This is a genomic window from Streptomyces sp. NPDC088097, assembly GCF_044741845.1.
Classification (GTDB): Bacteria; Actinomycetota; Actinomycetes; order Streptomycetales; family Streptomycetaceae; genus Streptomyces.
The window spans coordinates 406,556-431,935 of sequence record NZ_JBIUTJ010000002.1 but is presented as its reverse complement, the minus strand read 5'-3'; the positions used below and the strand labels follow the sequence as shown (position 1 = coordinate 431,935).

The following is a 25,380-nucleotide window of genomic DNA, read 5'->3' as shown; positions in this document are numbered from 1 at the left end:
CTACCATGGGCCGATCCCGCACGACCGGGCCTGCCCGCAGGCCCCGAGGAGGGCACATGGAGTTAGGGCACAATCCACCGGCGCCGCAGTCCCCGCGCACCCCGCCGTCCCCGGCGATCGACATGCACACCCCGAGTGTGGCCCGGATGTACGACTGGCTCCTGGGCGGCGTGGAGAACTACGCCAGCGACCGGGACGCCTGCGGCCGGCTGCTGGAGATCGCTCCCAGCACCCAGCTCCTGGCCCGGAACAACCGGGCCTTCCTGACCCGGGTCGTCCGGATCCTCGTGGAGGACTTCGGAATCCGGCAGTTCCTGGACCACGGATCGGGCCTGCCCACCCAGGACAACGTGCACGAGGTGGCCCAGCGCGCGGCCGAGGGCTGCAAGGTCGTCTACGTCGACAACGACCCGATGGTCCTCGCGCACGCCCAGACCACCCTCCACGACAACGCCGACACCCTGGTCATCAGCCGGGACATGCGCGACACCGAAGCGATCCGCGCGGCCACCGACGGGTTCCTCGACTGGGAGCAGCCCATCGCGGCCCTGTTCGTGTCGGTGCTGCACTGCATTCCGGACTCGGGCGACCTGCCCTCGCCGGCGGAGGTAGTCGCCAGGACGGCAGAACTGCTGCCACCCGGCAGCTTCATGGTGATCTGTCAGCTCGTCAGCGACGACCCGGTGGTGCGTGAGGACGTGACCCGCCTCATGGAGGTGACCACGCACGGGCATTGGGGTCGGGTGCGCGAACCCCACGAGGTCCGGAAGTTCTTCGACCGGCTGGACATACTCGAACCGGACCTGGTCGACGTCGTGGACTGGCGCCCCGACGCCACCCCGCCCCCGCCGGAACTCCGCCCGAGGGACTGGGTCGAGTGGGGCGGCGTGGGCCGACTACGGGCCCGCTGAGGTCGCGCGGCCGCGCACGCCCCGGCTCCCCCGGGCCCGCTTCGACGGATGAGGCGGGCCCGGGGGCGGCGGGGGTGGTCCGGGGCGTCTACGGCGCGTCGGGGCCCTCGGTGAAGCGGTCCAAGGCCTCGTTGAGCAGGCCCCTGCTCTTGTCCCTGGACGACGCGGCGATGCGGAGGTTGCTCAGTGCGTTGCGGTGGTCGTCGAGGGCTCGGGGGCGGGTGACGTAGTTGGCTCCGTTGATGTGCTCCACGTAGGCCAGCTCGGCGGGACCGCCGTCGCGGAACTTCAGGTGCGTGATGGGGTACGGGGGCGCGGCGACGTACCCCGAGGTCATGTCGAGGACGCGGATGTTGACCTTGGCGGTGTCCTCGGCTTCCAGCAGGTAGGTGATCTGCTCCCGCATCACGCGGGCGTTCCCGCAGCGTCGGTGGAGAATGCCGGAGTCCAACAGCACCGTCAGTCGCGGCACTTCGCCGTCCATCAGTCGCAACCGCCGCTGTGTGCGCAGCTGGACGACGCGGTCGATCTCCTCGGCGGAGGCGCTGGGCATGACGGCCCTGACCATGTGGGCGGCGTATTCGGGGGTCTGTAAGATCCCGGGCACCACGAGGTTCTCGTAGACGCAGATCTCCTCGGCGTCGCCTTCCAGCTGGATCAGGCGCCTCAGGTAACTGGGCGTCACATCGCTGTAGTGCTCGAACCATTCGCAGTCCTGGGCGAATTCGAGGAGCCGTTCCACGGTCCGCATCTCCTCGGGGCCCAGACCGTAGTGGTGGGCGAGGTCGAGCACGTCACGGGCCTTCGGGGGGCTTTCCCCGCGCTCCAGGCGGCTGACCTTCGACACGGATCCGCGGATGATCGGCGCCACGTCGCGCAGGGTGAGTCCGCAGGCCTCGCGCCACCCCCTGAGTTCCTGCCCCAGCATGCGGCCGGCCGCCGCCCGGCCCGGCTCCCTTTCCAGCGGCAGGATGGAGGCGAGGCGATCGGGCAGCGGCGCGGGGAGGGCAGACATGTGTACTCCACGGTGACGGAGACGGAAATCGGTCTCCCAGAATGGAGCGTGACCCCTGCCCGTCCAAGCTTTGGCCTACGATATGACTGTCATCCGGTCAGTTGATCGAATTCCGAACGCTTGGCACCGTCGATGAACGCCTCGATCTCATCCGCCGTGAAGATCAGCGCGGGTCCTTCCGGGAAGCGCGAATTGCGCACCGCCACCGCACCCCCGGCGAGCGAGGCCAACTCCACACAATTTCCGTTGCCCACGCTGGCCCGGCTCTTCACCCAGACCGCACCGGGGATTTCGCTCGCGACGACACCATTGCGTAACTGCATGATCAGGACCTCTTCTCGTCGGACGCACATGATCACGCAATCCCATGTGGGATTGCATGACAAGGCGGTTACGAGAATGCTAGCCGGCCGCGCCGGGCTCCGGTGTCCCTCGAAAGGGTGTCACCTTCTCCGCGCGCGAATGATCCGATCATCGAACCGGCCTCCTTGCGCACCCGTTGGGCAGATCGGGCTACAGGGCGGTGCGCCGCCCGGACCTGCGGCAAGGGCCTCGCCATAGTCGTCCCTGGCAGCCCCCGGCTGCCACCCCGGGCCGCGGAGCGCGACCGGGCGGAAGTCTTCTCAGAGGAGCCCGCTCAATGCTGAAGCCCACCAGGACCGTCCTCGCCCTCGCCGCCGGAAGCCTGGCGCTCGGCCTGACCGGCGCGGGGTTCGCCGTCGCCGACGACGGTCCGCGGGACCACGAGTCCGCGCCGGAGTACGTCAACGGCGACGAGCCCGAGTACACCGAGCCGGGCGTCTACCCCAAGCCCCGCCACGCCCTGGGCAAGGTCGTCTCGCGCGGCCCGCTCAAGGTCCGCAGCCGCCCGACCACCCACTCGTCCGTGTTGGGCACGGTGCACCCGCACCAGAAGCTGACGCTGGAATGCAAGAAGCGCGGCCAAGAGGTCTCCGGCAACAACATCTGGTACCGCCTCGACACCGACGACCGCGAGCGGCCGAGCGACGGCAACGACGGCACGGATGGCTCCGACGGCCGTGACGAGATGGACGGAATGGACGGAATGAACGGGAGCGACGCGTCGGACGGCAAGCACGCCGCGAAGGACAAGCGGATGGTCGCCGACCGCAAGGACGCCTGGGTCTCCGCCCGTTACGTCAAGGACATCACCCCGGTGAAGTGGTGCCGCTGACTTTACCGGTCGGCCCGTGCGGGCGTACGGAGCCGGGGCCCGCGCCCCGGACCGTACGCCCGCATCCGTACGCGGGCATCCGTACGCCCCCGCCCGTGCGCGGGCTCAGAAGGCCCCGTAGTTGACCTGCCAGGTGGGCAGGCCCATGCGGCGCCAGATCGCCACCACCCGGTCCCGGTCGTCGAGCGAGACCCGCACCGCGAAGCGCTCGCGGACGTGCGCGTCGAACAGCTCCGCCTTCACCACGTCGTCGCGCCGGGTGTCGCCCGCCCGCCTCATCCACAGCTCGTCGTAGGGCACTTCGTGCGCCCGCAGCCAGGACTCCGTCTGCGGACGGTGCTCCTCACCGCGCCCCGACAGCAGCACGATCCGGTCCCCCGCGGCCTCCCGCAAGGCGTTCAGGACGTGCCGGACCGGCTCGTTCAACAGGTCCCGCTCGCAGCGCGTGAAGTCGTACGGTCCGCGGTCCCCGGTGAGCGCGAGGGTGCCGTCTATGTCGCAGAGGACGGCCGGCGGTAGGGCCGGGTCGGGCACGTAGGCCCGTACCGGCGGCTGGTCGTTGAGCCACTCCGCGGTGAGCCGCCAGCCGCCCTTGCGGGACCGGGCGTGCTTGTCGGCCAGGATCCGGATGATCTCCTCGCCGACGGATCGCTCCCGGGCGGCGTCACGGCGCAGGCACTCCTCCAGCGGCACGTCGGTGAAGTCGTGGACGACGAAGGTCGCGAGTCCGGCCACGGCCGCCTTGAGCCGCTTGGGGATGTGCGGGGTCAGGTGGGTGTTGTCGACGACCACGTCGAAGCCGTCCTCGACGGCCGCGCGGACCGCCGCGTCCTGCACGGCCAGCACGGTCTGTTCGTGCTTGAAGGAACGTTCGCGCTCCGGGTCGGGCAGGTCCATCATCGTGCGCAGGTCGTCGAGGTTGACCCGGCGCATCCGCCCGGCGGCCTCGCTCTGGAGGGCGCGGGCGGCGGTGGTCTTGCCCGACGCCGGCAGGCCCGTCATGACGTGCACCACCGGCAGTGCGGGCGGGGCGGGCTGTTCGGACACGGGTCAGTTCTCCTCGTCGGTGGTGAACGGCTGGGACGCCTCGGGCCGCAGCGCCCGCCAGCCGGTGAGCTCGGTCGACCGGCCGTCCAGCCGCAGGAACATGGCCGGGCGCACGTCCCGGTCGGGGATCTCGCGCACGGCCCGGGCGAACGCGCCCCGGTCGGCGGTGAGGTGCCCGAGCGCGGCGAAGGCCTCGTCGACGGAGCGCTCACGGCGCGCCGCGGCCTCCTCCAGGCCCGTGATGACCTCGCGCACCCAGGCGTCGAACTCGTCGGGCACCTGCTCCAGCAGGGCGTCGAGCGGCTTGCCGCCGGACTCCTCGATCTCCGCCACCGTGCAGTTCAGGCCCTGCGCGAGCTGCTTGACGGGCAGACCCGCGAAGCGCTGCACGCCGTGGGCGCGCCAGACGTCCCGCTCGGTGCACCGGGTGAGCACCCGGTGCAGGCGTACGTACTCGCTCAGCTTGGCCTTCGCGCGCACCCCGGAGGCGAAGCGCAGCACGTAGCCCTCGGCGTCGGTGCCACCGGCGCTACCACCGTCGGGGAGGGTGTTCGACTCGGCGAGCGCGAGGAGTTCGGCCAGCGGCATCGCCGGCCAGACGGAGACCACGGAGCCGATCGCGCCCCAGTGCCCGGCCGCCGCGGCGAGCGGGACCTCGGTCCCGTCGGGGCCGAAGGCCGCGAGCAGCACGAGGTCCTTGCGGTCGCCGTAGTCCACGACGATCCGGTTCTGCGGGTACAGGACCTCGGCGAGGTAGGTGGTGCCGGGCACGAGGCCCGCGGTGTCACGGGCGTCGAGGCGGCGCTGCGCCCAGGTGGCCTGGGTGCTGGTGAAGGAGGCCTTGGAGGCGGCCCGCCAGCGGCCGGCGTAGTGGTAGACCACGGCGAGGCTGCCGTCGACCTTGTCGTACACCTCGAACGGTTCGTCGGGCAGGGCCGGCGCGTAGGGGCGCCCGGACTCGTGCTCGCCGACGTTGAAGAACTTGGGCAGGGGCAGGGCGACGACGACGCCGGTGCCGTCCTCGGCGACCAGGCCACGACAGCGGGTGGTGACCCGGTTCCAGACCCCTTCGTACTGGGCCTCGCGCGTGTACGTGTAGATGGACAGCGGCAGTTCGGGGTGCGCCTTGCGGGTGACGTGCCCCGCTTCGATGGCTGCCGACAGTTCCTGCGCGGGCATCAGGTCGTGCAGAGTCAGGCGGTCCTGGCTCATGGGTTCCTCCCCGTTCGAGATGCTTCATCCTCTCGTGCGGGAGGCCGTGCGCGGTACCGAATTATGACTGGTCACGACCCTGGGCGGCAGCGCGGTTGATGTCCCGGGGGTGCAGGATCCGGGGCGCGGATCCGGCTGCCGCCGGGTGCCCGGGGGTGGCCACGTTGATCATCGCGCGGCCGATGGCCTCGGTGGTGGTGAGGCGGTCGGGCGCGATGCGCCGTACGAGGGGGAACAGCGGCAGGGTGAGGACGTACGCGACCCGGTAGAGCAGGGTGCGGGTGGGCATGCCGCTGACCGGCTGGACCAGACCGGGCCGGAACATGTAGGCGTGGAAGGGCAGTTGAAGGAGGTCGTTCTCGGTCTTGCCCTTGACCCGGGCCCACATGCTGCGGCCGTGCTCGGTGCTGTCGGTGCCTGCGCCGGTGAGGTAGGTGAAGGTCAGTTCCGGGTTGGCGGCGGCGAGGGGACGGGCCGCGGCGAGCGTGAGGTCGTACGTGATCCGACGGTAGGCGTCCTCCTTCATGCCGACGGAGGAGACCCCGAGGCAGAAGAAGCAGGCGTCGAAGCCGGGCAGCTCGTCGGCGAGGTCCGTGAGGTCGGTGGGGTCGGGCGTGATCCGCTCGCGGAGCTTGGGATGGCTCACGCCGAGGGGGGTCCGCCCGATGGCGAGGACGCTCTCCACGGAGTCGTCGCGCAGGCACTCGCGCAGGACTCCCCGACCGAGCATTCCGGTGGCGCCGAAGAGGATGATGTTCACGTCGGCAGCCTACGTCGGCCTAAGGGCTGTCCCGTCATCCGTGGTGGATCAGCGCGCGGCGTCGGATGCGGTGCATCGCAAGCCGGAGGGACGCCCGAATACCGGACGTATTCGGGCGTTCCGACAACGCGGCGAGGTGCCGTAGCCGGCGCCGCGCGCCCACCAGGGATCACGGGACAGCCCTTAGTGGGTGATGCAGAGTTCGTTGCCCTCGGGGTCGGTGAGGGTGGTCCAGGCGAAGGGGCCCTGGCGGACGTCGTGGAGGTGGGTGGCGCCGTGGGCGAGGAGGCGCGCCACGACCTCCTTGGGGTCGTCCTCGCCGATGCGGACGTCGAGGTGGACCCGGTTCTTGGCGCTCTTCGGTTCCGGTACGAGCTGGAAGAGGACCCGGGGCGCGCGTTCGAGGCCCTCGGGGTGACGGATGGCGGACCCGATCTTCCAGACGAGGGTGCCCCGGTGGGTGGTGGTGTCGTCCTCGCTCGCGTGGCCCGCCGCGACGAGACCGCGGATGAAGTTCTCGTCGCTGGGCTCCACTTCCCAACCGAGGGCCTCCGCCCACCAGTCGGCGAGGGAGTGCGGGTCGGCGCTGTCGACGGTCACCTGGAACGTGTAGGCCATGCCGCGACCCTACTGAGCCGGCCGGGGCGGCGCCACCGCGAGGGCCGCGCGGTGGAGGCCGGCGCGGGGGCGGGGTCATCGGCCCGTCGTACCGGCCTCGGGGGGAGGGTCGGCCGGGAGGTCCGGACGGGCGCCGGCGGGCGGGCCGGCGGGTGGGGCGCTCGGGCCGGCGGGCGGGTGGTGGGTGTGGCCGCGGGCCAGGGCGAGGGCCCCGCAGGTCAGCGCGCAGGCGGCGACGGCGATCCACAGCAGGGCCTCCCCGAGGGGGCGCAGCCAGGCGATCCCGGTGGCGGGGGCGGCGGAGAGGCAGGCGGTGGCCGTCATGCCGAGGGGGAACACGGTGGACCAGCGGCGGACGTCGTAGTGGGTGCGGGGGTTGCGCACCTCGGCGACGAGCAGGACCGCGTACCAGACGAGGGAGAGGCCGAGGGCGATCAGGGTGGTGACGCGCAGGGTGGCGTGCGTGGCGCCCGTCCACAGCGGGGCGGCGGTGAGCTTGGCCCCGGCGAGGGCGGTGATGGACAGGGCGCCCCCCGCCACCCAGTGGTCGCCCGCGCCGCCGGTCACCTCGCGGAGGTCGAAGCGGCTCAGGGCCACGAGGTACAGCGGGGTGCCGAGGCAGAAGCAGGCGAGGGCCGCCCGGTCGAGCCAGTCGAGGCGGTACGCGACGGCGAGGACGGCCGCGAGGATGGCGAGGCCCTGGGTGGCGACGCAGACGAGGAAGGCGGCGCCGGGCATCCGGCGGTGCCAGTGCCGTACGACGCTCCACAGGAGCCCGGGCCACAGGGCGGCGGCCAGGACCAGCAGGGCGGCGGCCGGCGCCGGCCGGCCCAGTTGGGCGAGCCGGGTGCCGAGGATGGTGGTCGCGGCGACGGCGGTGAGGGCGGCAGGGGTGTCGGCCTCCGCCCGGAAGCGGCCCCGGTCGCCGAGCAGGCGGAGGGCGAAGTCGGCGGCGAGGAGCAGCCACAGGGCGCCGGTGACGGCGAGGGCGGCCAGCGAGAGCGCGGTGCGGCCGATGAGGGCGAGGCCGACGGACAGGATCCCGGCGGCCATGACGGCGCCGCCCGCGGCGGGCGAGAGGGCGTCCCACCAACGCCTGGCGGCCCCGGCACCGGCGCCGACCCCGGCAGGTGCGGCCCCGGCCCCGGGGGCTGTGGCGGCGACCCCGTGGGGCGTGGCTCCGCGCGACCGCCGCGACCGCTCGGGGCGCGGGGCGCTCACATGACGCCCCGGGTGCGGAACTGGACGCTGATGCGGGGGCCGACGGCCCGCGTCGATTTGGGGACGGCGTGTTCCATGGTGCGCTGGCAGGAGCCGCCCATGACCACGAGGTCCCCGTGTCCGAGCGGCAGCCGCAGCAGGGTGGCGCCGCCGTCGCGCGGGCGCAGCACCAGGTCCCGGGGGGCGCCGACGGAGATGATCGCGACCATGGTGTCCTCGGTGGCGGAGCGGCCGGTCCGGTCGCCGTGCCAGGCGACGCTGTCGCGGCCGTCCCGGTAGAGGCAGAGGCCGGCGGTGGCGAAGGGTTCGCCGAGTTCTGCCGCGTAGTGCCGGTCGAGGGCGGTACGGGCCTCGGTGAGCGCCGGGTGCGGGAGTTCCTCGCCCTGCCCGTAGTGGGCGAGCAGCCGGGGCACTTCCACCTGGCGGTCGTACATCTGTCGTCGCTCGGCACGCCAGGGGACGTCGGAGGCCAGCCGTTCGAACAGGGCGTCGGCGCCCCGGAGCCAGCCGGGGAGGTGGTCGACCCAGGCCCCGGACCCGAGCGGGGTCCGCCGGACGGGGGCCAGGGGGCCCGGCCGGATCTCGTCGGCCTGGTCGAAGAGGGAGCCCTGGAGCGCGTGCATGGTTCCAGCGTACCTCCGTATCCGAACACCTGCTCGATTAACGCGGGAGTGTGGCCGACGCCGCCCTCTGGCCGGCCACGGCCCCTTGAGGGGATCATGGACCGCCTGCGCACCGGCAGCCACTCAAGGAGGTACGCGTGTCCGTCGAGCCGAGTCTGGCGTCCGGCAGCTCCGAGGTCCCGCTGCTGCGGGAGACGATCGGGGACAACCTCGACCGTACGGTCCGCGCCTTCCCCGACCGCGACGCCCTGGTCGACATGGCGGCGGGGCGTACGTGGACGTACGCGGAACTGGCCGAGGACGTGGACGTCCTGGCGCTGGGCCTGCTCGACCTCGGGATCACGCGGGGTGACCGCGTCGGCATCTGGTCGCCGAACCGGGCGGAGTGGACCCTGGTCCAGTACGCCACCGCGAAGATCGGGGCCGTGCTGGTCACCGTGAACCCGGCGTACCGCTCGCACGAGCTGGAGTACGTCGTGACGCGGGCCGGGATCCGGCTGCTGGTGGCGGCGGACCGGTTCAAGACCTCCGACTACGCGGCGATGATCGAGGAAGTCCGGCCGCGCTGCCCGGAGCTGGAGTTCACGGTCCTGCTGGACGGGCCGCAGTGGGAGGAGCTGTCACGGCGCGGTCGCCTCGCGGACCGGGCCGCGCTGGCCCGCGCGGGGGCGGCCCTGCACCCGGACGACCCGATCAACATCCAGTACACCTCGGGCACCACGGGGTTCCCGAAGGGCGCCACCCTCTCGCACCACAACATCCTCAACAACGGTTTCTTCGTGGGCGAGTTGTGCGGATACACCGAGCGGGACCGGGTGTGCGTCCCGGTGCCGTTCTATCACTGCTTCGGCATGGTGATGGGCAACCTCGCGTGCACCAGCCACGGCGCGACGATGGTGATCCCGGCGCCCGCCTTCGACCCCGCGGCGACGCTGGCGGCGGTGGAGGCGCAGGCGTGCACCTCGCTGTACGGGGTGCCGACGATGTTCATCGCGGAGCTGGCCGATCCCGCCTTCGACGACTACGACCTCTCCAGCCTGCGGACCGGGATCATGGCCGGCTCCCCCTGCCCGGTGGAGGTGATGCACGAGGTGATCGAGCGGATGGGCATGACGGAGGTCTCCATCTGTTACGGCATGACGGAGACCTCGCCGGTGTCCACACAGACCCGGGCCGACGATTCGATCGAGCGCCGGGTGTCCACCGTGGGGCGCGTGGGGCCGCACCTGGAGGTGCGCGTGGCCGATCCCCGGACCGGCGCGACCGTGCCGCGCGGCACCCCGGGCGAGCTGTGCACGCGGGGGTACTCGGTGATGCTCGGCTACTGGGGCGAGCCGGAGAAGACCGCCGAGGTCGTGGACCCGGAGGGCTGGATGCACACCGGCGACCTGGCGGTCATGGACGCGGACGGGTACCTGAGCATCACCGGCCGGATCAAGGACATGGTGATCAGGGGCGGAGAGAACGTCTATCCGCGCGAGGTCGAGGAGTTCCTCCACTCCCATCCCGACGTCCTGGACGTCCAGGTCATCGGGGTCCCCGACGTCAAGTACGGGGAGGAGCTGATGGCGTGGGTGCGGATGCGCGAGGGGGCCGAGCCGCTGACGGCCGACGCGGTGCGCGCGTACTGCGCCGGCCGGCTCGCCCACTTCAAGGTCCCCCGCTACGTACACGTGGTGGAGGAGTTCCCGATGACCGTCACCGGGAAGATCCGCAAGGTCGAGATGCGGGCGATGGCCCGGGAGCTGCTCGGCGGGGACCGGGCGGGCACACCGGACGTCAGACGGTGACGACGAGCTTTCCGCGCACCCGACCGTCCCTCAGGAACCTTATGGCGTCGGCCACTTGGGCGAGTGGATAGGCGCGGTCCACGGCGGGCACGAAGGCTCCGGAGTCGGCGAGGCGGGAGAGTTCGGCCAGGTCGGCGGCGCGCGGGGTGGACGCCAGTCCGCGCAGCCGGTGACCGACGAACGGGGAGAGGAGCAGGGCCCGCACCTGTCGGTCGGTACCGCCGAGCAGCCGTCCGTCGCTCTCGCCGCCCACGATCACGAGGGTGCCGCGCGGGGTCAGGGCCCGGCGCAGGCGGTGGATGGGATGGTTGCCGCCGGTGTCGATGACGAGGTCGTGGCGGTGCGTTCCGTCGGTGGGGTCGTCGCGGGTGTGGGCGAGGACCGCGTCGGCGCCGAGCGAGCGGACGAAGTCGGCCTTGGCGGGCGCGCATACCCCGGTGACGCGGGCCGCTCCGAGGGCCTTGGCGAGCTGGACCGCGTACGAACCCACCCCGCCCGAGGCGCCGATGACGAGCACGCTGTGGCCGGGGGCGAGCCGGCCCGCGTCGCGCAGGGCCTGGAGGGCGGTGCTCCCCGAGACCGGTACGGCGGCGGCCTGTTCGGCGGTGAGGCTCGCGGGTCGGGGCGCGAGGCGGTCCTCGCGGGCGGTGGCGTACTGCGCGAAGGCTCCGGAACAGGTGCCGTACACCTCGTCGCCGGGGCGGAAGCGGGTGACCTCCGGGCCGACGGATTCCACCCGGCCCGCGACGTCGAGCCCCCGGACGCGGGCGCGGGGGCCGCGCAGTCCGAAGCCGAGGCGCAGCAGGTAGGGGCGGCCGGCCATCAGGTGCCAGACGCCCTGGTCGACACCGGCGGCCCGGACCCGCAGGAGCACCTCGCCCCGGCCGGGCAGGGGCCGCTCGACCTCTTCGAGGCGCAGGACGTCGGGCGGACCGTAGGTGTCCTGGACGACGGCTCTCATGGGTTCCCTCCCTCGGCCGGCGGCTCCGCGGCGGACCCGTCGGCGGGTGCGGTCCCGGGCGGGGGCGCCCCGGGTCCGGAGTACTGGAAGACGCTGTCGATCGGTACCGAGAACACCCCGGCGATCTGGAAGGCCATCTCCAGGGAGGGCGAGTAGCGGCCCTGCTCGATGGCGATCACGGTCTGGCGGCTGACGCCCACGCGTCGGGCCAGTTCGGCCTGGGTCATCTCGCCGTGGGCGAAGCGCCGGGCGCGGATGGTGTTGGTGACCCGCGTCGGCTTCACCACGGGTGGAACCCGAGGCGGTAGGAGACGAGTTTGGCCGTCGATCCCAACACCGAGGACAGGACGAAGGCCAGGTAGATGGCGTTGGCGATCCAGAACGGCGCCGCCTCGGCCATCGCCAGGGCCAGGCCGGCGACCCCGCCGATCACCACGAAGGACTGCCCCACGTACTCGCCGAAGCGGTGGATCTCCCGGTCGCGCTGATCCTTGCCGTTCTCCTCGGCGGGCGAGGCGGCGGAGACCGCGATGTTCGCGGCGATCGACACGGCGATCGACAGCCCGATCGACCACAACAGGGCCGCCGCGTAAGGGGTTCGCGCCAGCGGCTCCCCTGCGGCGCTCGCGCCCAGTACGACGCTCAGGTACGCCGCGTACGCGGTGACCGCGACCACCAGCATGATCCAGACGCGTTTCTCCTCGGCCGCCATTGCGGCCACCCCCTCCGTGTAAAGAAGACCGAACAGGGGGAGTGTCAAACAGCTTCGACATTGTGTCAAGCATTCTTTACGTACGGGGGCCTCACATGCGCGGGGGCGCGCCCGTGGCGGCGTGCCGGATCCGGGCGAGCAGGAGGACCGTGTCGTCGGTCGCTGCGGCGGGCAGCAGGGCCGACAGGATGCGGTCCGCCGATTCCTCCAACGAGCCCGACTGCGCGGCGAGTCGCTCGCGCAGCGCGTGCAGACCGGCTTCGATGTCGCGGGTGCGGGTCTCGATCAGGCCGTCGGTGTAGAGGGCGAGCACCGCCCCGTCGGGCAGGTCGATCTCCGTCGACGGCAGGGCGACGCCGCCCACCCCGAGCGGGACGCCCAAGGCGCCCCCGAGCGTTTCGACGGCGCCGTCCAGGCGTCGCAACAGCGGCGGCGGGTGCCCGGCGTTGGCGAGGCGGGCGCGGCCGGTGCGGGGGTCGTAGAAGAGGCACAGGCAGGTGGCGAACTCGATGCCGGACTCTTGGGCGCAGGCGTCGAGTTCGGCGAGCAGCTCGCCTGGGTCGCGGGTGTGGCGGGCCAGCGCCCGGGCGGTGATGCGCAACCGGCCCATCGACGCAGCGGCGGGCACCCCGTGGCCCATCACGTCGCCGACGAGGAGGGCGATCCGGCCGCCCGGCAGGTCGATCACGTCGTACCAGTCGCCGCCGACCTCGGTGGCCCGGCTGGCGGGCAGGTACCGGTGGGCGAGTTCCACGTACGGGCCGCTCGCGAGGGCGCCGGGGAGCAGGGCGCGCTGGAGGGTGAGGGCGATGTCCTGGGCCCGGCTGAAGAGGCGGGCGTTGTCCAGGCAGAGGGCGGCGCGGGAGGCGAGTTCCCCGGCGAGGCTCAGGTCCGGGCCGGTGAAGGCCGGGCGGGCGCGGGAGCGACCGAAGGCGGCGACGCCCTGGACGGCGCCCCGGGCGATGAGCGGGGCGAGCAGGAGGTGCGCGAACCCGCTCCCGGGGAGCATCGACTCCCCCTCCCGCTCCGGTCCGCCGCCGCGCGGGGGCCCGGCCTCCTCGTCCGGGGTGACGTGGAGCGGGCGCCGGGTGCTGAGCATCCGGTGCAGGGCCGATCCGGGCGGGTACGTGGTCCGCTCGCCGCCCTCGGTCGGGTCGGGGGCAGTGGGGACGGGGCCGAACGGGCGGAGCGTGCTGCGGGCGGCGATCCGGCGCGTGATCAGGGGCAGGAGCGGGTCGAAGGCCTCGGCCGGGTTCATCCACTCCACCAGCTCGACGACGGCGCCGTCGCAGAACCCGGGTACGGCGACCCCGACCAGCTCCCGCGCGGTGGTCGGCACGTCCAGCGTGGTTCCGACGCGGGCGGCGGCCCGGTCGAGGAGGGCCAGGCGCTGACGGGCGGCCGTCGCCTCCAGGAGGGCGTGCTCGCGGTCGGTCACGTCCACCAGCAGCCCGCCGATGCCGGGGCGGGTGTCGCCCGCACCGGTGAGCGGGAAGAAGCTCACCGAACGCACCTGGTCCCGGTCGGGACGGCCGGGCGTCCGCATCCCCACCAGGGCGCTGACCAGGGGTCGGCCCTCGTCGGAGACGGCCCGCAGCATGCGCTGGAACTCGCCCCCGTCCGAGGTGAGCATGATCTCGGAGGTCGGGCGTCCGAGGTGCTCGCGGACGGGGAGCCCGTCCATGTCGGCCAGCACCTGGTTGAGGTGGACGTAGCGCAGTTGCCGGTCGAGCATCACCAGGCCGATGGGGCTGGTCTCGAAGAGGGCGTCGAGGAAGGAGAGGTTCGTCTTCACCCGGTCGAGTTCGTCGCCCCGGCTGGCGAGGCCCATCACCACGGAACTGCCGTCCGCACCCGTGATGCCGGCGGGGGGCGTGGGACCGGCGGGGGCCGCGAGGTCGGCGGGGGCGGTTCCGCCGGCGCCGGTCACGGGGAAGACCCGGAATCCGCAGCCGAAGACCGTGCCGTCCCGGTGCCGGGCGTTGAGCCGGACCCGCCAGTAGCCGAGGGCGCGGGCGCGTTCCGCGAGCCGGGCGGCGGAGTGGGCGGTGCCGGGCGGCGGCTCGGGGAAGAGGAGCGCGGCGGGCCGGAAGAGCGCCTCGGTGGCCTCGTACCCGAACAGCTCGCGCGCGCCGGGACCCCAGAAACAGATCCGGCCGGCTTCGTCCAGGCCGAAGACGGCCACGGACACGTGCTCCAGCAGGGAACCCGGCTCGGACCGGATCGGACCGCCGGCGAACGCCTCTCCCCCCGGCCGGTCCGGTGACACCAGTCGCCTCCTGTGCCCGCGTCACGCCACAGGCCCGCGTCCGCCCGGGCGGACGGAGGGCTCCCCTCCATACTGCCCGCCATCTGCGACCCCGGCGATGGCGGGCACGTCCCGCAGGGGAGCCCCAAGGCGTGTCCGCGCGGTGCCGGCGCGCGGAGCGACGGGCGCGCGGGCGATGTCCGGTGCGGTGTCCCGCACGCCGCGGGGGCGCCCGAGTACAGGGAGTGCTCGGGCGCCCCCGGGCCGGGCGCTCCTTCGGCGAAAAGGATCTAGCGGGCGCCGGGCGCCACCGTGTTGGAGGTGATGGCGCCGTCGGTGCCCGCGACGGTCACGCGGTGGCGGACGCCGTCCGGGCCCAGGACCACCGCGAGCCAGGCGCTGCCGCCGCCCTCCTGGGCGATCGCGCGCAGGGCCTCGACCTTGCCGTCCGGGACCGCGCCGGCGGCCTTCTCGGCCGCCTGGGCGATGGGCAGCGAGGGCACCGGGGCCGGGGCCTTGCCCCCGCCGGACCTGCCGCCCTCGGCCTTGCCCCCGCCGCCCGGACGTCCGCCGGGCCCGCCCCGCTCGCCCCCGTCGTGGTCGCGCACCTTCGGCTCGGCCCCCTGGGCGCGCTTGGCCCCGCCGAAGGGGCCGCCGTCGGCCCGGGCCATGACCGCGCGCCGGCCGTCGTGCCCGTCGTGGTGCTCGGCCACCGCCACCGCGGCCAGGCCGCCGCCGACGATCACCACGGCCGCTCCGAGGGCCGTCCACCGGGCGCCCCTGCTCCGGGGCACCACACGACGCAGGCCCCTGCGCTCGGGGGCGTCCCCCGGCTTCTCGGAAGACGGCGGGAAAGAATCAGACATATTGGTACTCCTCACCACAACCGGGCACACCACCCGGCTCGTTGCCTCGGCCCCGAGCATGGAACGGTGTTGCTGAAGCCCACCTGAAGCCGCCTGAAGACCTCTTCAGCAAGCCGCTCCGCCCGCCTGAGACCCTGGTCGGCATGCGCGTACTGGTGGTGGAGGACGAACGGCGGCTGGCCCTGGCCCTACAGCGGGGCCTGCGGTCGGAGGGGTTCTCGGTGGACGTGGCCCACGACGGGCCGCAGGGCCTGTGGATGGCCACCGAGCACGACTACGACCTGATCGTGCTGGACATCATGCTGCCCGGCCTCAACGGCTACCGGATCTGCGCCCGCCTGCGCGCCGCCGGCAACGAGTCCGGGATCCTGATGCTCACCGCGAAGGACGGCGAGTACGACGAGGCGGAGGCGCTCGACACCGGCGCCGACGACTTCCTCTCCAAGCCCTTCTCCTACCTCGTCCTCGTGGCCCGGCTCCGCGCCCTGGGCCGCCGTACGGGCCGCCGCGGCCCGCAGGTCATGGAGTACGGGGACCTGCGGCTGGACCCGGCCCGCCACTCCTGCCGGCGCGGGGACACCGAGATCCGTCTGACGGCCCGCGAGTTCGCGGTGCTGGAGTACCTGGCCCGGCGGGCCGGGGAGGTCGTGCCCAAACGGGAGATCCTGGAACAGGTCTGGGACAGCGCCTTCGACGGCGATCCGAACGTCGTCGAGGTGCATGTCAGCGCCGTGCGCCGGAAGATCGACGCCCCCTTCGGGCGCTCGGCCCTGGAGACGGTGCGCGGCGCCGGCTACCGACTGGCGGCCGACGGTGGCTGAGGGCCGGGGGCCGGCCGTGCGCTTGCGGGGCGCGCTCCGGCGCGCCGCACGCCCCTTGCGGCGTCGGGCGCGCCGGTTCTGGCCGACGACCGTTCGCGCCCGGGCGACCGTCGGCGCGGTGTCGGTGGTGGCGGTGGCCCTGAGCGTGGCCTCGTTCGCCCTGCTCGGGCTGCTGGAGGGCAACCTGCTGCGCAACGCCGAGCGCGACGCCGAGCAGCAGGCCGTGGTGGTCGCTCAGCTCGCCGCCGACGGGAACCTGGACCGGATGCGGCCGCCGGGCATCGGGGCCGAGTTCGTGCAGGTGGTCAACGCCCGCGGGCGGGTGCTGCGGGCGACGCCCAACCTGGCGGGCGCCGCCGCGCTGGCCCCCGTCAAGCCACTGCGCCCCGGTACGGAGTTCCACACCTGGCGGGTCCGCCCGCTGGGCGGGGAGCACCGCCAGCGGGTGGTGCAGCTGACCACGCAGACCCCGCAGGGGCTGGTCTCGGTGTTCGTGGGGACCTCGCTGCGCGACGTGGACGCCGCCGACGACACCACCACCGCCGCGCTCGCCGTCGGCGGGCCGCTGCTGCTGGCCACGGTCGCGCTGGTCACCTGGCGGGTCACCGGCCGGGCGCTCGGTCCGGTCGAGGCGATCCGCGCCGAGGTCGCGGAGATCACCGATCGGGACCTGCACCGCCGGGTGCCGGTGCCGCCCACGCGAGACGAGGTCGCGCGCCTGGCCGAGACCATGAACCGCACGCTGGACCGCTTGGAGTCCTCCGGGATCCGCCAGAGGCAGTTCATCGCCGACGCATCCCACGAGCTGCGGAGCCCGATCACGGTGCTGCGCACCCAGTTGGAGGTGGCGCTGGCCGTGCGCGATCCGGAGTCGTGGCCCGAGCTGATCGGCGGGGCCCTGGAGGACACCGAGCGGCTCCAGCGGCTCTGCTCCGACCTGCTGTTGTTGGCCCGGATCGACGCGGCGCAGCCCGTGGCGGCGGTCCGGCTGGACCTGGGGGACGTGGTCGACAAGGCCGTGCGCGCGCGCCTGGGCGACCGGGTCCCCGTACGCACCACGCTGGAGCGGGGCCTGGAGGTGGAGGGCAGCGAGCTGTGGCTGACCCGGGTGGTCACCAACCTCCTCGACAACGCCCAGCGGTTCGCCGACCGGCGGGTGGAGCTCGTCCTGCGGTCCGCCGGCGGGCCGGGCCACCGTACGGCCGTCCTGGAGGTGGGCGATGACGGGCCCGGCATCCCCGCCGCCGACCGGGACCGGGTCTTCGAGCGGTTCACCCGCCTGGACGATTCCCGCAGCCGTGACCACGGTGGCTCCGGCCTGGGCCTGGCCATCGCCCGCGACCTCACCGCCCACCACGGCGGCACCCTCACCGTCGGGGAGCGGGCGCACGGATCGGAGCGCGGGACGGGGCTTGGGACGGGGCTTGGGGCGGGGCCCGGGGCGGCGCACGGGGCCCTTCTGGTGGTCCGCCTCCCCCTGGCCCCGAACGGCGCGCCGCCCCGGGGGTGACCGCACGGACGGCCTCGCCGACTCCGGCGGCCCGGCGGTTCACCCAGATCCGCATCTGTGGCGTATTTGGGCGATGGGACAAGCATGTGCGAGGGCATATACGAAACATGGCTCGCGGATGCAAGATGCATGATGTAGGGCGCGAGGTACGGGACGCGTGGTCCCGAAAGCGCGCGGGTGACGGGGTCGGAGGGAGCCGGGATGACCACGGCAGGCGCGCGGCACGTGGACGGGGCGTGGCAGTGGCTGCGCGACCTGGAGGTCTTCGCCGGTCCGCTGCCGGCGTTCGATCCGGAATCGGCTCCGATCGAGCCCGTGCGGCTCTTCCTGTCCTGGCTGGTCGAGGCGGTGACGGACGGGGTGCGCGATCCGCACGCGATGACCCTGTCGACGGTGGACGCCGCCGGGGACCCGGACGCGCGCATGCCGATCCTCAAGGGTGTGGACGCCTCGGGCCGGCAGTTCGCCGGGCACGCGTTCAGCCCCAAGGGCGGCCGGCTCGCCTGCCACCCCCGGGCGGCCCTCACCTCCTACCGGCCCGAGCACGGCCGCCAGGTACGCGTCCGGGGCCCCGTGAGCCCCGGCTCGGCCGAGGCAGCGCCGCCGACTTCCTCGGGCGCTCGGCGACGGCCCGGGCCGAGTCCCTCCTGGCCCGCCAGAGCCAGTACCTGACGGACCCCGACGACCGGGACGGGCGCTGGGACGGTCGCCGGCCCTGATCGCTCGCGAACCCTCGCTCGTCGACTCCGCCCGGACCCTCTACACCCTGGACCCGACCGAGGTGGAGTTCTGGCAGGCCGCACCGACCCTCGTCGCACCTCCCGACCTCCACCCTCCCGACCTCCACCCGACTCCCCACCCGCCCCCACCCGCCCCCACCCGCCCCCACCCGCCCCCCACCCGATCACCTGCTCACGAGGCGAGGCCAGGACCCCATGGACGCACTCATCCACGACGCCGATACCGCCGTCGGCATCCGCCGCCGGCCCGACACCCGCATCGCGGGGTTCATCGCCCGGGCCCTCGACGGCGCCGACGCCGTCTTGAACGTCGACGCCCTCACCGAGGAACTGCCGTTCGCGGACGGCGCCTTCGACGGGGCGATGAGCCTGTTCGGCGTGCACCAGTGGGGCGATGTCGCGGCCGGCCTGCGCGAGGTGCGGCGCGTCACCCGGGGCCCGGTGGTCGTGGTGACCTGCGACCCGAAGCTGGTGCGCGACTTCTGGCTCTCCGCGTACGCGCCCGAGGTGCTCGACATCGAGGCCCGCCGCCACCCTCCCGTGGAGGACATCGCCGCGGCTCTCGGGGGCGCGAGCAGCGTCCACACCGTCCCGATCCCGCTGGACTGCACCGACGCCTTCAACGAGGCGTACTACGGCCGCCCCGAGTTGCTCCTCGATCCGGCCGCCCGGCAGGCCGGTTCGGCGTGGAGCTTCGTCGACGACGGCGTGCGCGAGCGCTTCGACGAGAGCCTGCGCCGCGACCTGGCGTCCGGGGTCTGGGACGCGCGGTACGGACATCTGCGCACGCGGGCCACATACGAGGGCTCCCTCGTGATCGTCCGGGCGACCTCGTAGAGAACGGGAATCATCTCTCCATACTTGCGAGGCCAATTCAGCATGTGCCTTGCATCTGCCCAACCTCTTGCCCTCATAGGCTCTCAGGTGATTCACTGCACCCAGACAGGTCGCCACGACTTGTGTACGCCCACCCCCGGGTCTGCCGGACGGCTCTCGCAGCCCCGAGGCGGCGTGGCGAAGGAAGCCCCTGCGTGCCGATCGCGGTGTTCGGAACGTGGGGGCTCCGTCATGCCCGGAGGCGGCGGGGCTCGGCCGGGGTGGGGCCGCCGAGGCGACGGAAGGGCCCGCCCCTACGATGGGCCGATGGAGTCGATCAAGCAGTTCCAAATCACCTTCGACTGCGCGAATCCCGAGCGCGTCGCACGTTTCTGGCGCGAGGCGTTGGGACACGTCGTACCGCCGGCGCCCGAGGGGTTCGCCACCTGGGCCGATTTCGATCGCGCGCAGTCGCCCGAGGACCAAGGCCCCGCGTACGCGGTCATCCCCCACCCGGACGGGGGCCCGCGGATGTACTTCCAGCGCGTTCCCGAGGGCAAGGTCGTCAAGAACCGCCTGCACCTGGACATACGGGTCGGCACCGGGCTCGTCGGAGAGGAGCGCTTGGCCGCGCTTGAGGCCGAATGCGCGCGACTCCTCCCCCTGGGAGCCTCACGCGTACAGCTCTTGCTCGCCGATGACGAGAACGAGTCGTGCCTCGTGATGCAGGACGTCGAGGGCAACGAGTTCTGCCTCGACTGAGGCCGCCGACGCGGCCCACCGCTCCCGATACCCAGAGCGGGTTGAGTAGGGCGACTCATGTCGGGGCGGGCGGGCGGCGCCACTGTGGGGGCACGAAGTCCGCGCACCCTGGAGGGTTCCATGATCAGCCGTATCGCCGCCGCCCTGGCCCCGGTGTTCGGTCGGACGACCGTCACGACGGACGCGGCCGGCCCCGTCGAGGGCGGGACCATCCTGGTCGCCAACCACACCAGCCTTGCCGACCCGGTCATCGTGGTCGCCGCGCTGCGCCGGCTCGGCGTGGACCCCGTGGTGATGGCCACCGCCGGGCTCTGGAAGGTGCCGGTGCTCGGGGGCGCGCTGGCGCGCGGCGGGCACATCCCGGTGCACCGGGGGACCGCCCGCGCGGCCGAGGCCCTCGACGCCGCCGCGGCGGCGCTCGCGGCGGGCCGCTGCCTGCTGATGTACGGCGAGGGCGCGATCCCCGTACGGCTGGATTCCGGCGAGGCGGCCCCCCTGCCGTTCCGCAGCGGCCTGGCCCGCCTCGCCCGCGCCACCGGCGCACCGGTCCGCCCCGTCGGTCAGGCGGGGGCCCGGCGCATCAGTTCCGGGACGACCTCCAAGCAGATCGCCGGGTTCCTCACGGCGCCCGCCCGGCGGCCCCGCCTCCACGTCCACGTCGGCGCGCCCCTGTTCCTGCCGGAGCGGGTCTGCGAGGCCACGACGGTGGCCCACGGGGCGGTGACCTCTGCCTGGCGGACGGCGGTGGCCGGCCTCGCCGCCTGAGGAGCGGGCGGGAGCGGGCGGGAGGGCGCGGCGGGCGGAGCACGGTGGATGCGCAGGGCCGTTCGGCGCAGTCACGGCCTGATCGGGCGGCCGCGGAGGGGCGGACGGGATACGGATGTCCGTACCAGCGCACGTCCGGCCGTCACGGGAGACTCCGATGAGCTGCATCAACCGACGCGACCTCGCCCTGCTCGCCCTGCGCACCGGGACCGGGGCGGTGTTGATGGCGCACGGGACGCAGAAGCTGTTCGGGTGGTTCGGCGGCGGGGGCCTGGAGGGGACCGGCGCCGCGATGGAGCACATGGGGTTCACCCCGGGACGGCAGAGCGCCCTCGCCGCCGGCCTCGGCGAGGCGGGCGGCGGGGCGCTGCTGGTGCTGGGCCTGGCGACGCCCGCCGCCGGGGCGGCGGCGGCCGGGGCGATGGCGGGGGCCGTGGCCGTGCACGCGCCGGCCGGGTTCTTCGCCCAAGGGGGCGGTTTCGAGTACCCGGCCTTCCTGGGGTTCACGGCTGCCGCCATCGGTCTGGCGGGCCCGGGCCGCTACTCCCTCGACCACGCCACGGGCCACGCCCTCGACCGGCCGTGGACCCTCGCGCTGGCCTTCACGGGCAGCGCCCTCGCCGCGGCGGCCGTGGTCGGCAAGCGGGCGAGGGCGCAGGCGCAGGCCGCGGCGGCCGAGGAGGCCGCTGAGCGGTGAGGCCCCGGGCGGTGAGGCCCCCCGGAAGGTGAGGCCCCCGGGCGGTGAACGGCTCAGCCGTGCCGGGCGCGCAGGAGCCGGAAGGCCGCGTGGAGCAGGATCGCGGTCAGGGCCAGGACGATGCCGGATTCGATGAGTTGCGTCGTCCAGTAGTGCGAGCTCGGGTGGAAGTCCGCGTACCGTTCGGTGACGTTCGGAGCGGCGCCGCAGCCGCTGAGCGCCTGGCCGGCCTCGGCGCAAGCGAACTCCGGCAGGCGCCCGCCGGTGCCCAGGCCCCGCTTCGCCTCGACGAGCCCTTCGCGTTCCAGCTCGCGGTAGGCCTTGAGGACGGTGTTCGGGTTGATGGCGGTCCGGCGGCTCGGGCTCGGGGGCTCAGGCCCCGGCGCACCTCTTGCCGGCGCCGGTGTCGGGGGCCGGTCCGGCCGGCAGGGAGAGGTCCACGGCGAGGCCGTCGGCGGTGGCGCGCGCGCCGGTGATCTCGGCGCCCTCCGGGAGTCCGGTGACGGGCAGGGTGCGGGGCGCGAGTCGGTCGGCGAAGCGGGCGGCGCCGGGCAGGGAGGTGACGCTGCCCACCGGAATCCGTTGGCCGAGGACGGTGAGGGTGGCGGGGGTGACCGTGACGCTGTTCGAGGTGGTGGTGAGGTCGGCCGTCACGGTGACCGGCAGGCCGCCGCCGCCCGCCCCGCCCGTACTGCCGGTGAGGGTGAGGTGGGCTCCGTCGGTACCGGCCTTCAGGCCGGCCAGGCCCGGGTCCCGGCCGGCCTGGCCGGCCGCGAGCTGGTCGTAGGGGGCGGTGGCGGTGGCGGCGCCGCCGGAGGTGCTGCCGTCGGTGGAGACCCCGTGCAGGACGGCGGTGACCTTGAGGTCCATGTCCTGGCGGCGCACTCCGTCGGCCTCGATGCGGACGGTGCCGACGCTTCCGGTCAGAGCCCTGAGGCCGGCCAGCGGCTCCGTGAGGTCGACGTGGACCCCCTTGGCGGCGTCGAGGCGGCAGCCGGCGGCGTCGGCGACGCGGCGCTCCGCCCTGCCTTCGACGACGGTGTCGGTCACCCCGAGGGCCGCCACCGCGACCAGGCACGTCGAGGCGATCAGGGCGATGCGGCGGCGCTTGTTCACGAGCTGGTGGTTCCGATCCGGGAGAGGACGTCGAAGGCCTGCGGGAGCAGCGTCGCGGGTTCCACGGTGACACCCGCCTTGCGGCGTGCGCGCAGGGTGCGCAGCACCGCGCGACCGGTGGCCAGGGCGGCTCCGGAGACGACGGCGGCCTGGAGGTCGGCGTCGGGGGCATCGGCGGGCAGGCGGCGCAGGACGAGTTCGCCGAGGCGGTCCTCGAACTCGCCGAACTGCCGGGTGAGGCCGGCCCGCGCCTGGTCGCGGACCTCCTCGAAGGGGTGCGCGAGGGCGCTCAGGCTGCTGCCGGCGAAGTAGGCGACCGCCTCCAGGATGGCCCCGTAGGCGGCTTCGAGAGGGGTCTCGTGCGGGGGCCGCGCGAGGAACGCGGACTCTATCCGGGCGTACAGCTCCAGGCTGTCCGGCAGCAGGAGGGACTCCTTGCTGTCGAAGTAGCGGAAGAAGGTGCGCTCGGAGACGTTCGCGGCGGCCGCGATGTCGGCCACCGTCGTCTCCATGAACCCGTGGACGGCGAAGAGCCGTGCGCCCGCGTCGCGCAGGCTCTGCCGGGTCTGTTCCTTCTTGCGTTCCCGCAGCCCCGGGGCGCCCGCGTCGAGGGGGTCGGGTGTGGTTGCCATGGCGCCACCCTCCGATACCGCGCCGGTCCCTGTCAATTGACACCTCCGACAATTGACAGCCCTGCCACTTCTGGGGTTTGTTTCATGGCAGCGATCGTGTCAGTCCTGCCACTTTTCCCGCAGTACGGAGCCCCTCACCGTGTCCTCACCCCGCCTCACCGCTCCCCCGGAGCCCCCGGCCGCACCCGGAGCGCCCTCCCTCCTGCACCGCACCGGAGCCTTCTGCGCCCGGCATCCCGTGTGGGTGATCGCCGCCTGGCTGGTGATCCTCGCGGGGACCCTGCTGGGCCGGCAGACGACCGGCGCGGACTACAGCGACGGGGTCAGCCTCCCGGGCAGCCGGACGGCCGCCGGCGCCGAACTGCTGGACCGCTCCGCCCCGGCGGCGGGCGCACCGGCCGGCAAGGTGGTCTTCCACGTGGACTCGGGCCGGGTCTCCGACGAGGGACCGGCCCTGGACCGGACCCTGGAGGAGTTGCGCCGCCTCCCCCACGTCTCGGCCGTCTCCACCCCGCTGACCAGCACCGACGGCGCCACCGCCGTCACCACGGTCTCCTTCGACAAGGACCTCCGGTCCCTGGGACACGGCTACGCCCAGCGCCTCGACGGGGCGACCGGGCCCGCCCGGGAGGCCGGCGTCCACATCGGCTACGGCGGCGACCTGCGCGAGGTGGTGCGCGCCCCCGCGAACGACGTCACCGCCGAAGCCGTCGGCGTGGCCGTCGCCCTCCTCGTGCTGCTGCTCGCCTTCGGATCGGTCGCGGCGGCGCTGATGCCGCTGGTGACCGCGCTGATCAGCGTGGCCGTCGGTCTGGGGGTGGTGGGGATCGTGGCGGGCGTGATCACCTTCGCCACCTCGGCACCGACCCTGGCGACGATGATCGGCCTCGGGGTGGGCATCGACTACGCGCTCTTCCTGATCACCCGCTTCCGCCAGGACCTGATCGACGGGCACGATCCGCTGACGGCCGCCGGCCGCACCACCGCGAGCAGCGGCAAGGCGGTCCTGGTCGCCGCCGTCACCGTGGCGGTGGCGCTGCTCAGTCTCTACGCCTGCGGCCTGAGCATGATCGGCCGGATCGGGCTCGCGGCCACCGTCGCCGTGCTGGTCACGGCCGCCTCCGCGCTGACCCTCGTACCGGCGGCGATGGGCATGGTGGGCCGTCGCACGGACCGGCTGCGAGTGCGCCGACCGGTCGCCGAGTCCTCGGGCGACCACGACGGCTGGCACCGGTACGCGGGGCTGGTGGCCCGACGCCCGTGGAGGTTCTTCGCCGCCGGCGCGGCCCTGATCGCACTCTGTTCCGTACCGCTGTTCTCGATGCGGCTGGGGCACATCGACGACGGGGCCGACCCCGCCGGCAGTTCCACGCGCCAGGCCTACGACTGGATCGCGCGGGCCGAGGGGCCCGGCTTCGGCCCGGGTGCCAACGGGCCCTTCACCCTGGTCGTCGACCTCGACGGCGCGCGGAAACCGGCCGACGAGATCTCCCGCGACCTCGCCCGGGGCCTGTCCGCCACGGAGGGGGTCGCGCGGGTCGACCCGCCGCGCACCAGCCCGGACGGCAGGGTGCTGATCACGGCCGTCACCCCGACGACCGGCCCCCAGACGGCGCGGACCGACGCCCTGTTCCGACGACTCACCGACCGGGCCGTGCCCGAAGCCTTGGAGGGCAGCGGGACCACCGGCCACCTGACCGGGAGCACCGCCGGACAGCTCGAATTCCGTGACACCGTCACCGAACGGCTGCCCCTGATCATCGCCCTCGTGCTGGTCGCCGCGTTCCTGCTGCTGATGGTGGTGTTCCGCAGCGTGGTGATCCCGCTCAAGGCCGTCGTGCTCAACCTGCTCACCACGGCGGCCTCCTACGGGATTTTGGTGGCTGTCTTCCAATGGGGCTGGGGAAGCGCTCTGTTGGGGATGAGCGAACCCGTGCCGATCGAGTCCTTCGTGCCGATGATGATGTTCGCGATCGTCTTCGGCCTCTCCATGGACTACGAGATCTTCCTGCTCTCCCGGATCGCGGAGGAGTACCGCGCCTCGGGGGACAACCGGCGGGCCGTCGGCACGGGCCTGTCCCTGACCGGGAGGGTGATCTCCAGCGCCGCGCTCATCATGACGGTCGTCTTCCTGTCGTTCACCGCCTCCCCCACGGTGGTGGTGAAGATGCTCGCCCTCGGCCTGGCCGTCAGTGTCATCCTCGACGCGACCGTGGTGCGCCTGGTGCTCGTCCCGTCACTGATGTTCCTCATGGGCCGCGCCAACTGGTGGCTCCCCCGGTGGCTGGACCGGATCCTGCCGAGGATCGACGTCTGACGGCCGGGGTACGTGGCGCCGGGGG

The 25,380-nt window shown here is 73.5% G+C and carries 26 protein-coding genes; 11 read left to right on the top strand and 15 right to left on the bottom strand.

What is annotated here, in order from left to right; genetic code table 11:
- Nucleotides 1-56: 56 nt before the first annotated feature.
- Nucleotides 57-911 (top strand): SAM-dependent methyltransferase, encoded by an 855-nt coding sequence (locus ACIOD1_RS07875; RefSeq protein ID WP_365617291.1) that lies wholly within the window; start codon nucleotides 57-59, stop codon nucleotides 909-911.
- Nucleotides 912-999: 88 nt separating this feature from the next.
- Here ACIOD1_RS07875 and ACIOD1_RS07870 read toward each other — a convergent pair whose 3' ends face one another.
- Both ACIOD1_RS07870 and ACIOD1_RS07865 read right to left on the bottom strand, forming a co-directional pair.
- A complete protein-coding gene (locus tag ACIOD1_RS07870; RefSeq protein WP_401900922.1) occupies nucleotides 1,000-1,926 on the bottom strand; it encodes a helix-turn-helix domain-containing protein in 927 nt (308 codons plus the stop codon).
- 89 nt (nucleotides 1,927-2,015) lie between these two features.
- Complete coding sequence (locus tag ACIOD1_RS07865) at nucleotides 2,016-2,249, bottom strand: DUF397 domain-containing protein (RefSeq protein ID WP_365617295.1); 234 nt, start codon at nucleotides 2,247-2,249, stop codon at nucleotides 2,016-2,018.
- A 317-nt stretch (nucleotides 2,250-2,566) separates the two neighbouring features.
- Between ACIOD1_RS07865 and ACIOD1_RS07860 the strand changes: the two genes are divergently transcribed.
- Nucleotides 2,567-3,121 (top strand): hypothetical protein, encoded by a 555-nt coding sequence (locus ACIOD1_RS07860; RefSeq protein ID WP_401900920.1) that lies wholly within the window; start codon nucleotides 2,567-2,569, stop codon nucleotides 3,119-3,121.
- Nucleotides 3,122-3,226: 105 nt separating this feature from the next.
- Here ACIOD1_RS07860 and ACIOD1_RS07855 read toward each other — a convergent pair whose 3' ends face one another.
- The 6 genes from ACIOD1_RS07855 to ACIOD1_RS07830 all read right to left on the bottom strand — a co-directional run bounded on the left by ACIOD1_RS07855 (nucleotide 3,227) and on the right by ACIOD1_RS07830 (nucleotide 8,602).
- Nucleotides 3,227-4,168: an AAA family ATPase gene (locus ACIOD1_RS07855; RefSeq protein ID WP_365617299.1), complete on the bottom strand. Its 942-nt coding sequence runs from the start codon at nucleotides 4,166-4,168 to the stop codon at nucleotides 3,227-3,229.
- A 3-nt stretch (nucleotides 4,169-4,171) separates the two neighbouring features.
- Complete coding sequence (locus tag ACIOD1_RS07850; protein WP_365617301.1) at nucleotides 4,172-5,380, bottom strand: RNA ligase; 1,209 nt, start codon at nucleotides 5,378-5,380, stop codon at nucleotides 4,172-4,174.
- A 61-nt stretch (nucleotides 5,381-5,441) separates the two neighbouring features.
- Nucleotides 5,442-6,140, bottom strand: coding sequence for an epimerase (locus ACIOD1_RS07845; protein ID WP_365617303.1), 699 nt, complete (start codon nucleotides 6,138-6,140; stop codon nucleotides 5,442-5,444).
- A gap of 183 nt (nucleotides 6,141-6,323) precedes the next feature.
- Nucleotides 6,324-6,758, bottom strand: a complete 435-nt coding sequence (locus tag ACIOD1_RS07840; protein ID WP_401900917.1) for a VOC family protein — start codon at nucleotides 6,756-6,758, stop codon at nucleotides 6,324-6,326.
- 75 nt (nucleotides 6,759-6,833) lie between these two features.
- On the bottom strand, nucleotides 6,834-7,979 hold the full coding sequence (locus ACIOD1_RS07835; protein ID WP_401900915.1) for a tellurite resistance/C4-dicarboxylate transporter family protein: 1,146 nt from the start codon (nucleotides 7,977-7,979) through the stop codon (nucleotides 6,834-6,836).
- A complete protein-coding gene (locus ACIOD1_RS07830; RefSeq protein WP_365617308.1) occupies nucleotides 7,976-8,602 on the bottom strand; it encodes an alpha-ketoglutarate-dependent dioxygenase AlkB in 627 nt (208 codons plus the stop codon). The genes ACIOD1_RS07835 and ACIOD1_RS07830 overlap by 4 nt, the downstream gene beginning before the upstream one ends.
- A 137-nt stretch (nucleotides 8,603-8,739) precedes the next feature.
- Between ACIOD1_RS07830 and ACIOD1_RS07825 the strand changes: the two genes are divergently transcribed.
- Nucleotides 8,740-10,392: an AMP-binding protein gene (locus ACIOD1_RS07825; RefSeq protein WP_365617309.1), complete on the top strand. Its 1,653-nt coding sequence runs from the start codon at nucleotides 8,740-8,742 to the stop codon at nucleotides 10,390-10,392.
- On the opposite strand, the gene ACIOD1_RS07820 is transcribed toward ACIOD1_RS07825, so the two are convergent.
- The 5 genes from ACIOD1_RS07820 to ACIOD1_RS07800 all read right to left on the bottom strand — a co-directional run bounded on the left by ACIOD1_RS07820 (nucleotide 10,382) and on the right by ACIOD1_RS07800 (nucleotide 15,179).
- Complete coding sequence (locus ACIOD1_RS07820) at nucleotides 10,382-11,353, bottom strand: NAD(P)-dependent alcohol dehydrogenase (RefSeq protein WP_365617310.1); 972 nt, start codon at nucleotides 11,351-11,353, stop codon at nucleotides 10,382-10,384. The genes ACIOD1_RS07825 and ACIOD1_RS07820 overlap by 11 nt on opposite strands.
- Nucleotides 11,350-11,610, bottom strand: a complete 261-nt coding sequence (locus ACIOD1_RS07815) for a helix-turn-helix transcriptional regulator (protein WP_365617542.1) — start codon at nucleotides 11,608-11,610, stop codon at nucleotides 11,350-11,352. The genes ACIOD1_RS07820 and ACIOD1_RS07815 overlap by 4 nt, the downstream gene beginning before the upstream one ends.
- A gap of 23 nt (nucleotides 11,611-11,633) precedes the next feature.
- A complete protein-coding gene (locus ACIOD1_RS07810) occupies nucleotides 11,634-12,065 on the bottom strand; it encodes a hypothetical protein (RefSeq protein ID WP_365617312.1) in 432 nt (143 codons plus the stop codon).
- A 91-nt stretch (nucleotides 12,066-12,156) separates the two neighbouring features.
- Nucleotides 12,157-14,334: a SpoIIE family protein phosphatase gene (locus tag ACIOD1_RS07805; RefSeq protein ID WP_401900912.1), complete on the bottom strand. Its 2,178-nt coding sequence runs from the start codon at nucleotides 14,332-14,334 to the stop codon at nucleotides 12,157-12,159.
- Between the two features lie 269 nt (nucleotides 14,335-14,603).
- Entirely contained in the window at nucleotides 14,604-15,179 is a 576-nt protein-coding gene (locus ACIOD1_RS07800; RefSeq protein ID WP_365617316.1) for a hypothetical protein, read from the bottom strand.
- 143 nt (nucleotides 15,180-15,322) lie between these two features.
- Here ACIOD1_RS07800 and ACIOD1_RS07795 point away from each other — a divergent pair, with 143 nt between their 5' ends.
- The 7 genes from ACIOD1_RS07795 (at nucleotide 15,323) to ACIOD1_RS07765 (ending at nucleotide 21,290) form a co-directional block, all read left to right on the top strand.
- Entirely contained in the window at nucleotides 15,323-16,000 is a 678-nt protein-coding gene (locus ACIOD1_RS07795) for a response regulator transcription factor (protein ID WP_365617318.1), read from the top strand.
- A gap of 118 nt (nucleotides 16,001-16,118) precedes the next feature.
- Complete coding sequence (locus ACIOD1_RS07790) at nucleotides 16,119-17,510, top strand: sensor histidine kinase (RefSeq protein ID WP_401900910.1); 1,392 nt, start codon at nucleotides 16,119-16,121, stop codon at nucleotides 17,508-17,510.
- 201 nt (nucleotides 17,511-17,711) lie between these two features.
- Nucleotides 17,712-18,182, top strand: coding sequence for a pyridoxamine 5'-phosphate oxidase family protein (locus ACIOD1_RS07785; RefSeq protein ID WP_401900907.1), 471 nt, complete (start codon nucleotides 17,712-17,714; stop codon nucleotides 18,180-18,182).
- A gap of 263 nt (nucleotides 18,183-18,445) precedes the next feature.
- The gene (locus tag ACIOD1_RS07780) at nucleotides 18,446-19,087 is read left to right on the top strand and encodes a class I SAM-dependent methyltransferase (RefSeq protein ID WP_401900904.1); all 642 of its coding nucleotides are present in this window, start codon (nucleotides 18,446-18,448) and stop codon (nucleotides 19,085-19,087) included.
- Between the two features lie 306 nt (nucleotides 19,088-19,393).
- Nucleotides 19,394-19,828, top strand: a complete 435-nt coding sequence (locus ACIOD1_RS07775; protein ID WP_365617326.1) for a VOC family protein — start codon at nucleotides 19,394-19,396, stop codon at nucleotides 19,826-19,828.
- Nucleotides 19,829-19,948: 120 nt separating this feature from the next.
- Nucleotides 19,949-20,593, top strand: a complete 645-nt coding sequence (locus tag ACIOD1_RS07770) for a lysophospholipid acyltransferase family protein (protein ID WP_365617328.1) — start codon at nucleotides 19,949-19,951, stop codon at nucleotides 20,591-20,593.
- Nucleotides 20,594-20,750: 157 nt separating this feature from the next.
- On the top strand, nucleotides 20,751-21,290 hold the full coding sequence (locus ACIOD1_RS07765; protein WP_365617330.1) for a DoxX family membrane protein: 540 nt from the start codon (nucleotides 20,751-20,753) through the stop codon (nucleotides 21,288-21,290).
- Nucleotides 21,291-21,662: 372 nt separating this feature from the next.
- Here ACIOD1_RS07765 and ACIOD1_RS07760 read toward each other — a convergent pair whose 3' ends face one another.
- The gene (locus tag ACIOD1_RS07760; protein WP_365617332.1) at nucleotides 21,663-22,406 is read right to left on the bottom strand and encodes an LmeA family phospholipid-binding protein; all 744 of its coding nucleotides are present in this window, start codon (nucleotides 22,404-22,406) and stop codon (nucleotides 21,663-21,665) included.
- Nucleotides 22,403-23,038, bottom strand: a complete 636-nt coding sequence (locus tag ACIOD1_RS07755; protein WP_401900899.1) for a TetR/AcrR family transcriptional regulator — start codon at nucleotides 23,036-23,038, stop codon at nucleotides 22,403-22,405. The genes ACIOD1_RS07760 and ACIOD1_RS07755 overlap by 4 nt, the downstream gene beginning before the upstream one ends.
- Before the next feature lie 139 nt (nucleotides 23,039-23,177).
- On the opposite strand from ACIOD1_RS07755, the gene ACIOD1_RS07750 reads away from it, so the two are divergent.
- Nucleotides 23,178-25,355, top strand: coding sequence for an MMPL family transporter (locus tag ACIOD1_RS07750; RefSeq protein WP_401900897.1), 2,178 nt, complete (start codon nucleotides 23,178-23,180; stop codon nucleotides 25,353-25,355).
- The last annotated feature ends 25 nt before the right edge of the window (nucleotides 25,356-25,380 follow it).

Coding starts and splice junctions, on each gene's coding strand:
- ACIOD1_RS07860 (WP_401900920.1), top strand. CDS start 2,567: ATGCTGAAGCCCACCAGGACCGTCCTCGCCCTCGCCGCCGGAAGCCTG.
- ACIOD1_RS07785 (WP_401900907.1), top strand. CDS start 17,712: ATGACCACGGCAGGCGCGCGGCACGTGGACGGGGCGTGGCAGTGGCTG.
- ACIOD1_RS07775 (WP_365617326.1), top strand. CDS start 19,394: ATGGAGTCGATCAAGCAGTTCCAAATCACCTTCGACTGCGCGAATCCC.
- ACIOD1_RS07875 (WP_365617291.1), top strand. CDS start 57: ATGGAGTTAGGGCACAATCCACCGGCGCCGCAGTCCCCGCGCACCCCG.
- ACIOD1_RS07770 (WP_365617328.1), top strand. CDS start 19,949: ATGATCAGCCGTATCGCCGCCGCCCTGGCCCCGGTGTTCGGTCGGACG.
- ACIOD1_RS07755 (WP_401900899.1), bottom strand. CDS start 23,038: ATGGCAACCACACCCGACCCCCTCGACGCGGGCGCCCCGGGGCTGCGG.
- ACIOD1_RS07810 (WP_365617312.1), bottom strand. CDS start 12,065: ATGGCGGCCGAGGAGAAACGCGTCTGGATCATGCTGGTGGTCGCGGTC.
- ACIOD1_RS07830 (WP_365617308.1), bottom strand. CDS start 8,602: ATGCACGCGCTCCAGGGCTCCCTCTTCGACCAGGCCGACGAGATCCGG.
- ACIOD1_RS07865 (WP_365617295.1), bottom strand. CDS start 2,249: ATGCAGTTACGCAATGGTGTCGTCGCGAGCGAAATCCCCGGTGCGGTC.
- ACIOD1_RS07800 (WP_365617316.1), bottom strand. CDS start 15,179: ATGTCTGATTCTTTCCCGCCGTCTTCCGAGAAGCCGGGGGACGCCCCC.
- ACIOD1_RS07795 (WP_365617318.1), top strand. CDS start 15,323: ATGCGCGTACTGGTGGTGGAGGACGAACGGCGGCTGGCCCTGGCCCTA.
- ACIOD1_RS07780 (WP_401900904.1), top strand. CDS start 18,446: ATGGACGCACTCATCCACGACGCCGATACCGCCGTCGGCATCCGCCGC.
- ACIOD1_RS07870 (WP_401900922.1), bottom strand. CDS start 1,926: ATGTCTGCCCTCCCCGCGCCGCTGCCCGATCGCCTCGCCTCCATCCTG.
- ACIOD1_RS07850 (WP_365617301.1), bottom strand. CDS start 5,380: ATGAGCCAGGACCGCCTGACTCTGCACGACCTGATGCCCGCGCAGGAA.
- ACIOD1_RS07765 (WP_365617330.1), top strand. CDS start 20,751: ATGAGCTGCATCAACCGACGCGACCTCGCCCTGCTCGCCCTGCGCACC.
- ACIOD1_RS07820 (WP_365617310.1), bottom strand. CDS start 11,353: ATGAGAGCCGTCGTCCAGGACACCTACGGTCCGCCCGACGTCCTGCGC.
- ACIOD1_RS07840 (WP_401900917.1), bottom strand. CDS start 6,758: ATGGCCTACACGTTCCAGGTGACCGTCGACAGCGCCGACCCGCACTCC.